Genomic DNA, 12,057 nt, shown 5'->3' on the forward strand with positions numbered 1-12,057 from the left:
CGCTCACAGGGGGTGGTTGAGTATGCGGCGGCCCTCGTCGCGGAAGCCGCGCTTGCCGTAGTAGGCGAACAGGTGGCTCACGTCGGCGCCGTTCGGGGCGATCACGATCTCCAGGGTCGTGCAGCCCCGGCCGGCGGCCCACCGGCGGCTGTCCTCGATCAGCCGCTCCGCCTCGCCCCGCCGCCGCGCCTCCGGCACGACGAACAGGTCCTCCAGCTCGGCGTACAGCCCCTGCTCCAGCCCGAACGTGGTCGTGGTGATGCCGAACGCGACCAGCCGGCCCTCGCTCTCGCTCACCGCGACCCGGACGTCGGGCGCGGCGATCAGCCTGGCGAGGTTGGCCTTCAGCGTCCGCGCCGGGGTGGTGAAGCCGTCCTCGGCGTAGAAGGCGACGGCGAGGTCGTGGAGTGCGGGCAGGTCGTCAGGGACGGCGGCGCGGATCATGACAGCCATGATGCCCCGACTCGCGGACGAGCGCGTCGAACAGGGCCTGCTGGGCCGGGTCGCGATGGGCGGTGTCCTCGGGATGCCACTGCACGGCGGTGAACCAGCCGGGCGCGCCGTCGTGCTCGAGGGCCTCCACCGTGCCGTCGGCGGCGTGGGCGGCGGGGGACAGGCCGTCGCCGAGCCGCTCGACGCGCTGGTGGTGGAAGCAGGACGCCTCCACCTTCGCCGTCCCGGCCGAGCGTTCCAGCAGGGTGCCGGGGCGCAGCGACACCGGGTGCACGACGTGCCGGTGGCCGCCCTCCGGGCCGCCCATGTCCTGCTCCAGCGTGCCGCCGAGGGCCACGTTGACGACCTGGAGACCGCGGCAGATCGCCAGCGTGGGCAGCCCGGCGGCCAGGGCGTGGCGGGCCAGGGCCAGGTCGAAGGCGTCCTGGTCGTCGTCCACGTCGTAGACGTCCTCGTGGGTGTCGGGGGCGCCGTAGCGGTGGGGGGCCACGTCGCCGCCGCCGGGCAGGAGCAGGCCGTCGAACCTGGCCATCCGGCCCGCCACGTCGTGCGGGCCGTCCGTGCCCGCCGGGTGGATCGTGGCCGGCTCGCCGCCCGCCCGCCACACGGCCTCCACCAGGGCGCGGGCGCTCACCTCGGCGGCGTGGCGCAGGGCCGAGGCGGTGGCGGAGAAGCGGGCGGGGATCGCGATCAGGGGTCTCACAGCCGGATCCAGGTGGTCTTGAGCTCGGTGTACTTCTCCAGCGCGTGCGCCGACTTGTCGCGGCCGTTGCCCGACTGCCGCATGCCGCCGAAGGGCACGGTCAGGTCGCCCTCCTCGTAGCAGTTGACCCAGACGGTGCCCGCCCTCAGCGCGCGGGCGACGCGGTGCGCGGTGCCCAGGTCGGAGGTCCACAGGCCGGCCGCGAGACCGTACTCGGTGTCGTTGGCCAGGCGGACGGCCTCCTCGACGTCGTCGAAGGCCAGCACGGACAGCACCGGGCCGAAGATCTCCTCCCTGGCCAGCCGGGAGCCGGGGTCCACCCGGTCGAAGACGGTGGGTTCGAGGTAGGAGCCGCCGGTGCCGGCCAGGATCCGGCCGCCGCCCGTACGCAGCCGCGCGCCCTCGGCGAGACCGGCCTCGACGTGGCCGCGCACCCGGTCCAGGTGCGCCTCGCCGACCAGGGCGCCCATCTCCGTGGCCGGGTCGAGCGGGTCGCCGACGCGCAGCGCGCGGGCGCGGGCGACCACGGCCTCCGTCACCCGTTCGGCGACCGACCGGTGGACCAGCAGGCGGGACGGCGCCGTGCACATCTCGCCCTGGTTGAAGAAGATGCCCCAGGCGGCGGTGGCCGCGGCGGCCTCCAGGTCGGGGGCGTCGGGAAGGATGATGTTGGGCGACTTGCCGCCCAGCTCCAGCCACACCCGCTTGAGGTTGGAGTCGGCCGAGTAGCGCAGGAAGTGCCGCCCGACGGCGGTGGAGCCGGTGAAGGCCAGCACGTCCACGCCGGGGTGCAGGCCGAGCGCCCGCCCGGCGGTGGGGCCGTCGCCGGCGACCACGTTGAGCACGCCCGGCGGCAGCCCGGCCTCGGTGGCCAGCCGCCCCAGCTCCAGGGCCGACAGCGGCGACAGCTCCGACGGCTTCAGCACGACAGTGCACCCCGCGGCCAGGGCGGGGGCCACCTTCCACGAGGCCAGCGTGAGCGGGAAGTTCCACGGCACGACCGCGCCGACGACCCCGGCGGGCTCGCGGGTGACCAGGGCGAGGGCGTCGGGGGGCACGGGCGGGGCCTCGTCGGCCAGCTTGCCGGCCAGCTCGCCGTACCAGCGGAAGGTGGTGATCGCGGCGCGCAGCTCGATGTCGTGCGCGTCGGTGATCGGCTTGCCCATCTCCAGGCTGACGAGCAGCGCCAGGTGCGCGCGCCGCTCCTCGATCAGGGACGCCAGCCGCACCAGCGCCCGCCCGCGCTCGGCGGGCGCCATCCGCGGCCACGGGCCGGAGTCGAACGCCCGGCGCGCGGCCGACACGGCGAGCCCGACCTCCGCCTCGCCGCCGTCGGCCACCTCGGCCAGCACCCGGCCGTCGCGTGGCGAGCGCACGGTGAAGGACGCGCCGCCGGGCTCGTCGGCGCCGTCGATGTGGTGCCCGGACGGCGGCGCGACCGCCGCGGCCCGGCTCAGCCATTCCTCGTGGGTCACGACGCGCCTCGCTCGCAGGCGGTCACCTGTTGTTCGGTGGCGAACGTCTGGACGAGCGTCGGCATGTCGCCGTTGACCGGCATCGTCGGCCCTTCTGTCGCGGACGGGTGCTTCGAAAATGTACGGTCCCAAACGATCGGCAGTCAATGGCCTGTCGCCCCGGGCCGGGAACCGGGCCCGGCGGCCCGCTCGTTGGCCGGTCGTCACCCCGACTCCGTGGAGGATCCTTGTTACGACTCGCCTGCCTCGCGCTCGTCGCCGTCCTGACCGCCGGATGCGCGGTCGCCGACACCGGTCAGCCGGTGGCGCCGGAGGAGACCGAAGAGGTCATCGACGACGAGCCCGACGGCGGGTCCGACGCCGCGGCGCAGGACGAGTCCGCCCGGATCGCCGTCTGCGTGGACACCGGTACGCAGACCAGGGCCGACTACCGCCCGTGCGAGGACGAGCGCCGGGGCTACGACTGGTACTTCTACGCCGGCGACGACACCGTCCCCGCGGTGGGCGAGCGGGCCGACGGCGGCACGTACGAGGACCCCGGGGGCGACGAGCTCACCAAGGCGTCGCCGCAGGGCGGCCCCGGCGCGGAGGCCGCCATCGAGACGCCCTCGGAGTGGGTCGAGGTGTGCGTCAGGAAGCCCTCCCGGCAGCGCGTGGTCAACAACTTCTGCGAGGACCGGCAGGGCGGCTACGGCTGGTACTACGTCGCCATCGACGGCCGCGTGCCGCCCGTCGGCGAACGGGCCGACAACGGCGCCTTCAGGTTCTACGGCGGCGACAGCTACCGGGCTCGCGAGTCGGGCGGCGACGCGGCGGACGCCGCGATCGGCTACGAGGAGACCGCCGAGGAGTGATCCCGACGGCCGGGAGGGTCGTGCCGGGCGGGGCGAACGACACGACCATGAACCGCCAGTGGGAGCGCGACACCTCCGACAACGTCAACGAGACCACGACCGTGCACACGGTCACGGCTCCGGGCAGGCACGTGCTGAAGTTCTGGATGGTGGACCCGACCATCGTCCTGCAGCGGCTCGTGGTGGACACCGGCGGGCGCCTGCCCAGCTACCTGGGACCGCCGGAGAGCCGCCGGGCGTTGTAGACGACCTTCGGCGGCTCGCCGCCGAACAGCTCGCTGACCGTGACGAAGCGGTAGCCGCGGGCGGACAGGCCCTTCAGCACCCGCGGGACGGCCTTGACCGTGGTCGGGTGGATGTCGTGGAACAGGATGACGCTGCCGGGGCGGACCCGCTTGAGCGAGACGCGGGCCACCCTGGCGCTGTCGCGGTAACGCCAGTCGAGGGTGTCCACGCTCCACAGGACCAGCGGCCGGTGCGCCTGCCGCCGCACGTCGCGGTCCGTCGCGCCGTACGGGGGGCGCACCAGGCCGGGCACGACGCCCGCGGCCGACTTCACGGCCCGGTCGGTGCGGGCGAGCTGGGACCTGATCGCGGCCGGCGACAGCCTGGTCAGGTCGGGGTGGGACCAGGTGTGGTTGCCGAGCTCGTGCCCCGCCTCGACCGTGCGGCGCACCACGTCGGGGTGGGCGCCGACGTTCCGGCCGACGACGAAGAACGTGGCGTGGGCCCGGTACTTCGCCAGGTGGCGCAGCAGCGTCCCGGTGTAGGGCCCCGGGCCGTCGTCGAACGTGAGCGCCACGCACTTGACCTTGCGGCAGTCGGGCTTGTCCGAGCCCACGGCGGGCTCGCCGGGCTCGGTCCCGTCGGGCCTGTGGACGCCGTTGCGGTCGGGCTTGTGGTCGGGCCTGTGGTCGGGCTTCGGCTCGGGGGAGGCCGACGGCGCCGGGTGGGTGGGGGAGGGCGTGGGGCGGGCGGGGGTGGCCCCCGTGAGCGCGGTCGTGACGGCCAGTGTCGCCGCGGTCATCCCGATACCGGACAGGTATCGCTTCATGCCGCCGTTCATGACGTTCCCCCTCATGCACCGCCCCCGGTGCGTCATCCCCTGAGACCGGCCCAGAAGGACCGTTCCAGAGAGTTGGACACCAGATTCGCCCGCAAGGTTCGCAAGAGCGTTCATCCGTGGATGAAGGTTTCTCCCATGCTCAATGGGCAGAGGTGTCCGCACGTGACAGCACAGACCGTTCAATGAAGAAAATGACGCCTTGTCAGGCACGGGAGGCATCGACGATGCGGAACGGCCGGACCAGCACGACGCTCGCCCTCGCGGGGCTCCTCCTCGCCGGATGTGCCTCCGGCGGCGGCGGCGCCCAGCCGGCGGGCGGCCCGCGGCAGGCCGAGGGCCCGGTGGCCAAGCTCGCGATCACCCCGGCGGCCGGCACCAGGAAGGTCGCCCCCGACACCGGGATCAGCGTGCGGGTCACCGGCGGCAAGGTCACCAAGGTGACCGTCGCCGACGCCAAGGGCCGTCAGGTGACCGGCTCGACGGCGGCCGACGGCACCTGGCGGCCACGGTGGCCGCTGCGGCCGGCGACGTCGTACACGGTGAGCGCGCAGGCCACGGGCACCGACGGCAAGGCCGTCACCGGCCGGTCGTCCTTCACCACGCTCAAGCCCAGGCGGGCCCTGCAGAGCGGCATGTCGCCGCTGGACGGCGAGAAGGTCGGCGTCGGGATGCCGGTCCAGCTCCTGCTGTCCCACCCGGTCACCTCCCGGCAGGCCCGCGCGGCGGTCGAGCGCTCGCTGGTGGTGGAGATGTCCGAGCCGGTCGAGGGCGCGTGGAGCTGGGTGAGCGACCGCGAGGTGCAGTTCAGGCCGCGCGAGTACTGGCCGGTGGGGGAGCGGGTCAAGGTCGTCGCCCACCTGGCCGGGCTGCGCGCGGGCGAGGACCTGTGGGGGACCAGGGACCGCAGCCTGTCCTTCACCGTCGGTCCCCGGCACGTCACCAAGGTCGACGCCGACCGCCACCGGGCCGTCGTCACCGCGGACGGCAAGGTCGTCCGGACGATCCCCGTCAGCCTGGGCAAACCCGGCGACGACAGCTACTCCGGCACCATGATCGCCCAGGAGAAGGCCGCGGAGACCGTCATGGACTCGGCCACCATCGGGGAGCCGGGCGAGTACCGGATCAAGACCAAGTGGAACGTCCGGATGACCTACAGCGGCACCTTCTTCCACGCCGCGCCCTGGTCGACGGGCGCACAGGGCAACTCCAACGTCAGCCACGGCTGCGTCAACGCCGGTCCCGCGGACGCCCGCTGGTTCTACGACTTCACCCAGCGCGGCGACGTCATCCAGGTCAAGGGCACCTCGCGCAAGCTCCGGTTCGGCAACGGCCCGACCCCGTGGGCCAAGTCGTGGGCGGAATGGCTCGCCGGCAGCGCCACGGGCAAGCCCGTAACCGGCTAGACCGTCATCTGACGGCAGGACCTGCGAGAACATCAGAATGTCGCCTTGCCCGCGGGGGCCCGCACCACGATCATGTCGCCAATGGACGCCGACGTACCCCTGGACTACTACCTGATCTACGCCGCCGACCGTGGCCGCGGAACACTTCCCCTGGGCATCCTGGTCGAGGAGTTCGTGCTCTGCGACGACTACACCGCCGCGGGCATCGACTGCGCGGAATGGACCGCCGAGTGCGGCGAGTGGCGCGAGTCGCCCGGATCAAGCCGGGCCATCCGCGCCGACCCCGCGCTGCGCGAGCGGGTGCTGCCCGTGACCAGGCGCGACGCCCGCGAGACCTACTCGATGCTCGGCGGCGGCGCGCTGCCGGAGGAGGCCGAGCTGCGGGCCTTCTTCCAGTACCGCCAGGCGCTCCCCGCCGCCGCCCCGCTCGACCTGGGCGGCTCCCGTTCGGCGCAGACCCGGCGCTACCGCATCCTGTTCGCGGGCGAGCTCGGCGAGCGCGGCCTGGCGAACGTGAGCACGGTCCTGCGCCTGGAGCCGCCGCGGGAGAACCCGCGGGCCAGGATCGCCGGCACCGCCACGGCGACCGCCGACGGACACACCTTCACCTGGGAGCTGCGGCGCATCGGCCCCGGCATCGCCTGGTGCCTGGACGTCACCGTACGCCTGAGCGCCGGCCCGCTGGCCGCCATCGGCGCGCTGCTCCACCACCACCGGCAGGCGATCCGCGGGCAGGGCCTGATCCCGGTCACCATCGAACGCTTCGCCTGACCACCCGGCCGCCCCATCGCGGCCGGGCCGGGCGGGCGCAGCCGGTCAGGGCACGGTGACCGCGCGGAGCGTGACCGGGCCGAGCAGCGGGTTCAGCTCGTCGGCCTGGGAGACCCCGTCGGGGGTGAGCACGTCCAGAGCCTTGGGCACCGTGCCGGGGTCGGCCGCGCACAGGGGCGCGCCGCCGCCCTCGGGGCACACCCCGAACCGGTACGGCTCCGGCGTCGCCGCGAACCCCCTGGCCTGGTCGGCGGCGTAGCCGTCCTGGCCGGTCAGGACGACCGCGAACCGCCAGCCGGGCCCCGGCGTGCCGAACGTCGACCGGGGCAGCGCGACGGTGATCGTCCTGGTGGCGCCGGACACGCGGACCGCCGCGCCGCCACGCCCGCGCCCGTCCGCGCCGACCAGCACCGGAGCGGCGAAACCCTGCGCCTCGACGCGCTGCGACCAGGCGTCCTCCTCGGCGATGCGGTAGTTGCGCTGCGGGAACGCCGCCTGCGCCGACCACCCGGCGGCGGCCGGGTCGCGCACGTAGACGTCGAGCAGTTGCGCGCCCATCGGGCTGCCGAACGTGGGGGTCAGGTCGCGCAGACCGGCCCGCAGGTAGACGGTGGTCGCGTCGGTGATCACCTGGAACCGCCGCAGGTCGAACGCGCCGGGACGGAAGTCGGCCGCCGTCGGGTAGGCATAGGTCCCCGGGCCGTCGTCGTCGCCCTCGGGGTCGGCCACGTCGAGCACGGTGGTGCCCCCGACGACGTCGCCGACGACCGAGCGCCGGGCGTGGGCGGTGCGGCCGCCCGCGGTCGCGGTGACGGTGAGCACCACCTCGCCGAACGCGACCGGCGCCCGCGCGGTGAACGCCCCGTCGGGCCCGGCGCGCACCGAGACGACCCGCGCCGGCGTCCCGAGGTCGACGGGCGCGGCCTCGACGTCCACGAGCGCGCCCGGCGCGGCCGTCCCCGCGACGGCGACCGAGGCGCCTTCGGCGGTCGCGCCGTCGGAGGGGGCGGTGACGGTGAGCGGGGTGGTGCCCGGCATGCCGTGCGCGGCGTACCGCTCGCGGACGGCCTCGGGCTGCTCGGCAGGGCGGCGGGCGCCCAGCGACAGGACGAGCCGTACCAGCTGCGCCTGCGCCCAGGTCAGCGGGGACGCCGAGCCCGCCGGACCGCCGTCGCGGAACCCGATCGAGGCGGTCGCCGGGTCGCTCCCGTACGGCGCGGCGGCCAGGCCCGGGTTCTCCCACGCCTGCTCGGGCACCAGCCCCGTGCCCGACGACATCGCCCGCATGGCCGCCAGCAGCGCCGCCGCCGCGGCCTGGTCGCCGCTCTGGAGCGCCTGCTCGGCCCGCTCCCCGGCGAGCACCGGCCACACGTGGCCCGATCCGGTGTTCCCGGTCGGCCACGGCCTGCCGGACGGCGCGCACGAGGTCGGGTCGGGCTCGTGGCAGTCGCCGTAGCCGTCCTCGGTGCCCGGCGTGTCCGAGCCGTACCGGTACCAGCCGGGGCCGCTCGCGGTCGTCCGCCGCAGCACCCGGTCCACGACCGGCAGGGAGGCCAGCACGTCCGGGTCGTCCGCGGGCAGGACGCCGAGCCTGGTCAGCTCCAGGAAACCGGCGTCCACCACCCGGCGCTGGTCCTCGGTGGGGCCGCCGTTGCCCAGGTCGTAGGAGAGCGCCGCGTCGGGGGCGCCGCCGCGCGACAGGCGCAGGAAGTAGCGGGGGGCGTACGGGCCGGTGGTGGTCACCGTCCAGCCCTTGACCGAGCGTGCGAAGTGGTCGGCGGCGGCCCGGTAGAGCCGGGCGCGGGCCCGGTCGCCCTGCCGGTCGGCGATCTCGCCCGCCGCGACCAGCCCGGCGATCTCGGCCGCGATCGTGGACGGCGAGTGGCCCGCCTGCTCCTCCCACCGCTCCACGCCGTACGCGGGCCCGCGCGCCAGCAGGAAGTCGGCCGCCGCCCGTACGCGCGGCCACAGCCCCGCCTCGCCGCCCAGCCCGGACTGGTGGGCCATGAGGATCGGGTAGGCCGTCTCGTCGAGCTGGTCGCCGCCGGAGTCGGGCGCGAGCCGGCCGTTGAGCAGCGAGTTGCGCGGCAGCCTGCCGTCGGGGAGCTGCTGGCGTTCCAGCAGGAAGCGGGTGGTGGCGCGGGCCGTGACCAGGTCGCCGGCGGTGAGGAAGCCGGTGAACGCCTCGTACAGGTCGCGGGCGAACACCTCGCGATAGGAGCCGAAGTAGACCGGCTTGCCGCCGGGCAGCGCGCCCGCGTCGACCGCCTGGCCCCACGGGCTCGCCAGTGAGGCGACGACCGCGCCGGGGAAGGTCTTGTCCTCACTCGCCTTCAGCACGTTCGCCGACAGCCGGTAGACGTCGGCGACGGCGGCGGGCGGCCGGCGCAGCCCGGCGTCGTAGGCCGCCCAGCCCGCCTCGAACGCGGCGCGGGTGGACTCGAACGGCCGCGCCGCCGCCGCGCCCGCCGTCCGCAGCGCGGCCTCGGCGGTGCGCCCGAAGCCCAGCGCGAACGTCACCGCGCCCGAGGCGTCGATCGGCAGCCGGGCGGTGGCCACGACGTTGCCGCGCGGCGCGCTGTCGTAGGGGGTCAGCTCGTGGTCGGCGTCCAGCTGCGCCAGCCCGTCGCCGGACGTGCCCGCGTAGCCGACGCTCGCCAGCGGCAGCCGCCGTTCGGCCCGCAGCGCCAGGTGGGTGGGCACCGCGTAGTCGCGCTCCGGCGCCGAGGTCTCGGTGCCGGTGTCGGAGATCACGGGCGCGCCGGTGGCGGCGTCCACCGCGCCGGTGTCGGCCCCGCCGTCGGCCGGGCCGCCGCCGCCGTTGCCGTTCACGCTCGCGTCCAGCCGGACGTACAGCCGCAGGCCGGGGGGCTGCAGCCGGGTCCGTACGACGACCGCGTCGCTCCCCGGGTCGGTGACGTAGGTGGTGGTCAGCCGGTAGCGGCCGGCGCTGCTGGTGGAGGTGACGGTGCAGCTCAGCCCCGAACGCCCGGTCTCCACCCGGTAGCTGGTGTCGCGGGCCTGCGCCTCGGTGAACGTGCGGCCGTCGGTGACGACGAACTGCATCGTCTCGACGTTCGTGTTGTCGATCGTGGGCTCGTAGACGTCGGACAACACGCCGCCCGCCACCGTGTACCAGACCTTGGACGCCCGGCCCGCCGCCGTCCCCACGCAGTCTTTGCGCGCCTGCCCGAAGTGCGCGGCGGCCCCGGGCCCGGCGGGCGCGGGCCCGGCGGCGACGGCGGGCGCGACCGGCAGGACGACCGGCGGCACGCACAGGACCAGGGCGACGAAGCACCGCCGGAGACCACGCATGAACGCTCCCCTCCGCCCCCACGCCTGGTTGCAGAGAAAACCACCCGGACGCCCCTGTCAACCCGGCCCACCGCCCCGCCGAGGTCAAGGGACCTTGGGTACGTCGAGGTGACCGTTTGCCTGTAACAGGCCCCCGTTACGGGTACGATCACCGTCCGAAGGCCGGTCTTCAACCTGTGACACGAAGCCCGGCTCTGGGACGACACCGCACCTGGCTTGCCCAGCGTCCGGGCGCCTTGGGAGCGACAGAGGTGACCGACAGCACCGCGGGCGAGGGCCCGGCCGACGGGAGACGCGCCCCGTGGCGGCGCGACTTCAACCTCCTGTGGAGTGCCTCGGCGGCCAACCAGCTCGGCTCGACGAACGCGATGCTCGCCGTCCCCCTGCTCGCCCTGTCGCTGACCGGTTCGCCGGTGTTCGCCGGCTGGGTGACGGCGGCCGGCACGCTGCCCCGGATCCTGCTGGCCCTGCCGGTGGGCGCGCTGGTCGACTACATGGACCGGCGGCGGGTCATGATCGTCAGCCTGCTGGCCCGCGGCGTGCTCGCCGTGCTGCTGACGGCCGGCGCGTTCGCGACCATGCCGGAGCACGTCGTGCTGCCGCTGGTCGCCGCGGCGCAGGGCGTCTGCCTGGTGTTCTTCAGCACCGCGGAGGCGACGGTGGTGCCGCGGCTCGTCCCGCGCGAGCACCTGCCGGGCGCGATGGCGAAGAACGAGGCGCGCGTGCACGCGGCGGCGCTGCTCGGCCGCCCGCTCGGCGGCCTGCTGTTCGACCTGCACCGGGCGCTGGCCTTCGCCGTCGACGCGCTGACCTCGTTCCTGTCGGTGTTCGCGCTGCTGCGCATGGCCAAGGACCGGCTCACCCCGCACGGCGTCCCGCCGCGACCGCGGGTCAGGGCGCTGGTGGCCGACCTGGGCGACGGCTTCGCCTACCTGCGCAGGGAACGGTTCCTGGTGCCGGTGCTGGTCGTCTGCGCGCTGGCCAACTTCTTCTTCCAGACGCTCGCGCTCGTCCTCATCCTGCTGGCGCACCAGCAGCGGCTGCCGAGCCTGCTCATCGGCTGCCTGATCGCGGCCACCGGGTTCGGCGGCGTCCTGGGCTCGTTCACCGCGTCGCGGCTGCAGAGCAAGGGGCGCACCCGGGGCGTGATCGTGACCTGCGTGTGGTCGTGGCTGATGCTCACCGGGTTCGTGGCGCTGGTCGACCACGACAGCGTCGTGTTCGTCGCCGTCGTGCTGCCGCTGGCCTGGGGCGGCATCGGGTTCACCGGCGCGCACATCAACGTCGCGCTCGCGGTCTACCAGGCCGACGAGGTGCCGAAGGAGCTGCTGGGCAGGGTCACGGGCGCCGGGCGGTTCCTCTCCGGCGGCGCCGTCCCGCTGGGGGCGCTGTCGGCCGGCTACCTGATCGCCGTCTGGGGCACCAGGGGCGCACTCGTCGCGGTGGCGGTGGCCATCGGCCTGCTGGCCGTCGTCCTGACGCTCATGGTGACCTCGCTCGGGCACGACCTGGGCCGCCTGTGGCGCGCGGCCGTCAGCCGGAGGGGACGGCGAGCTCGGAAGGGGGCGGCGCGGGCGGGAAGACCTCCGCGCTCAGAGCGCGCAGCGCCCGCTGCAGGGCCACCTCGACCTCCTCCCCGGCCACAACAGGACTTGATACCGAACGGGCGTGCCCGAACGCCCTGGTGACGGCCGCGCTGAGCTGTTCGAGGCGCTCGCGCGCGCCCTCCGGGCACAGCGGCCACAACCGCTCGACCGCCACCGCCGCCGCCAGGTACTCCACCCGCGCCTGGCGGAACTGGCCGGGCAGGTCCTCGCCGTCGAGGCGGGCGTCCCGGTCGGTGCGCATGTCGAGCGAGATGCTCACGGTCAGCCCGAATCGCAGCACCGCCGACTGCGCGTCGGCGAACGCCGTGCGCAGGGTCTCGGCCCGCGCGTCCTCCCGGTCGGCCCGGCGCTGCTCGGCGGCGGCCCTGGTGGCCTGCTTGGCCTTCAGCCGCTCGGTCACCATCGCCCAT

Annotated in this window: 10 protein-coding genes; 5 read left to right on the forward strand and 5 right to left on the reverse strand. The window is 74.9% G+C overall.

The window, feature by feature from the left end:
• Nucleotides 1-3 precede the first annotated feature (3 nt).
• The 3 genes from ABZ459_RS35220 to ABZ459_RS35230 are packed head-to-tail and all read right to left on the reverse strand — an operon-like array spanning nucleotide 4 to nucleotide 2,631.
• Nucleotides 4-444 (reverse strand): GNAT family N-acetyltransferase, encoded by a 441-nt coding sequence (locus ABZ459_RS35220; RefSeq protein WP_357979642.1) that lies wholly within the window; start codon nucleotides 442-444, stop codon nucleotides 4-6.
• A complete protein-coding gene (locus ABZ459_RS35225; protein ID WP_357979644.1) occupies nucleotides 422-1,156 on the reverse strand; it encodes a gamma-glutamyl-gamma-aminobutyrate hydrolase family protein in 735 nt (244 codons plus the stop codon). Before ABZ459_RS35225 ends, ABZ459_RS35220 begins: the two co-directional genes overlap by 23 nt.
• Nucleotides 1,153-2,631 carry an aldehyde dehydrogenase gene (locus ABZ459_RS35230; RefSeq protein ID WP_357979646.1) on the reverse strand — a complete coding sequence of 493 codons (1,479 nt, stop codon included), beginning with the start codon at nucleotides 2,629-2,631 and terminating at the stop codon, nucleotides 1,153-1,155. Before ABZ459_RS35230 ends, ABZ459_RS35225 begins: the two co-directional genes overlap by 4 nt.
• Before the next feature lie 227 nt (nucleotides 2,632-2,858).
• Between ABZ459_RS35230 and ABZ459_RS35235 the strand changes: the two genes are divergently transcribed.
• The gene (locus ABZ459_RS35235; protein WP_357979648.1) at nucleotides 2,859-3,485 is read left to right on the forward strand and encodes a hypothetical protein; all 627 of its coding nucleotides are present in this window, start codon (nucleotides 2,859-2,861) and stop codon (nucleotides 3,483-3,485) included.
• A complete protein-coding gene (locus ABZ459_RS35240) occupies nucleotides 3,482-3,730 on the forward strand; it encodes a hypothetical protein (RefSeq protein ID WP_357979650.1) in 249 nt (82 codons plus the stop codon). Before ABZ459_RS35235 ends, ABZ459_RS35240 begins: the two co-directional genes overlap by 4 nt.
• Here the strand turns inward: ABZ459_RS35240 and ABZ459_RS35245 are convergent.
• Complete coding sequence (locus ABZ459_RS35245; protein ID WP_357979652.1) at nucleotides 3,694-4,539, reverse strand: polysaccharide deacetylase family protein; 846 nt, start codon at nucleotides 4,537-4,539, stop codon at nucleotides 3,694-3,696. The genes ABZ459_RS35240 and ABZ459_RS35245 overlap by 37 nt on opposite strands.
• Nucleotides 4,540-4,775: 236 nt before the next feature.
• Between ABZ459_RS35245 and ABZ459_RS35250 the strand changes: the two genes are divergently transcribed.
• Together ABZ459_RS35250 and ABZ459_RS35255 are read left to right on the forward strand one after the other, a co-directional pair.
• Entirely contained in the window at nucleotides 4,776-5,954 is a 1,179-nt protein-coding gene (locus ABZ459_RS35250; protein WP_357979655.1) for an Ig-like domain-containing protein, read from the forward strand.
• 81 nt (nucleotides 5,955-6,035) lie between these two features.
• Entirely contained in the window at nucleotides 6,036-6,725 is a 690-nt protein-coding gene (locus ABZ459_RS35255; protein WP_357979657.1) for a hypothetical protein, read from the forward strand.
• Between the two features lie 45 nt (nucleotides 6,726-6,770).
• On the opposite strand, the gene ABZ459_RS35260 is transcribed toward ABZ459_RS35255, so the two are convergent.
• Entirely contained in the window at nucleotides 6,771-10,040 is a 3,270-nt protein-coding gene (locus ABZ459_RS35260; RefSeq protein ID WP_357979659.1) for a glucodextranase DOMON-like domain-containing protein, read from the reverse strand.
• A 251-nt stretch (nucleotides 10,041-10,291) separates the two neighbouring features.
• On the opposite strand from ABZ459_RS35260, the gene ABZ459_RS35265 reads away from it, so the two are divergent.
• Nucleotides 10,292-11,728: an MFS transporter gene (locus tag ABZ459_RS35265; RefSeq protein WP_357979661.1), complete on the forward strand. Its 1,437-nt coding sequence runs from the start codon at nucleotides 10,292-10,294 to the stop codon at nucleotides 11,726-11,728.
• The last annotated feature ends 329 nt before the right edge of the window (nucleotides 11,729-12,057 follow it).

This window comes from Nonomuraea sp. NPDC005692, from assembly GCF_040631115.1.
Taxonomy (GTDB): domain Bacteria; phylum Actinomycetota; class Actinomycetes; order Streptosporangiales; family Streptosporangiaceae; genus Nonomuraea.

Bases quoted from the DNA above. Each gene is read 5' to 3' on its own strand.
- ABZ459_RS35250 (WP_357979655.1), top strand. From the start codon at position 4,776: ATGCGGAACGGCCGGACCAGCACGACGCTCGCCCTCGCGGGGCTCCTC.
- ABZ459_RS35220 (WP_357979642.1), bottom strand. From the start codon at position 444: ATGATCCGCGCCGCCGTCCCTGACGACCTGCCCGCACTCCACGACCTC.
- ABZ459_RS35255 (WP_357979657.1), top strand. From the start codon at position 6,036: ATGGACGCCGACGTACCCCTGGACTACTACCTGATCTACGCCGCCGAC.
- ABZ459_RS35260 (WP_357979659.1), bottom strand. From the start codon at position 10,040: ATGCGTGGTCTCCGGCGGTGCTTCGTCGCCCTGGTCCTGTGCGTGCCG.
- ABZ459_RS35245 (WP_357979652.1), bottom strand. From the start codon at position 4,539: ATGAAGCGATACCTGTCCGGTATCGGGATGACCGCGGCGACACTGGCC.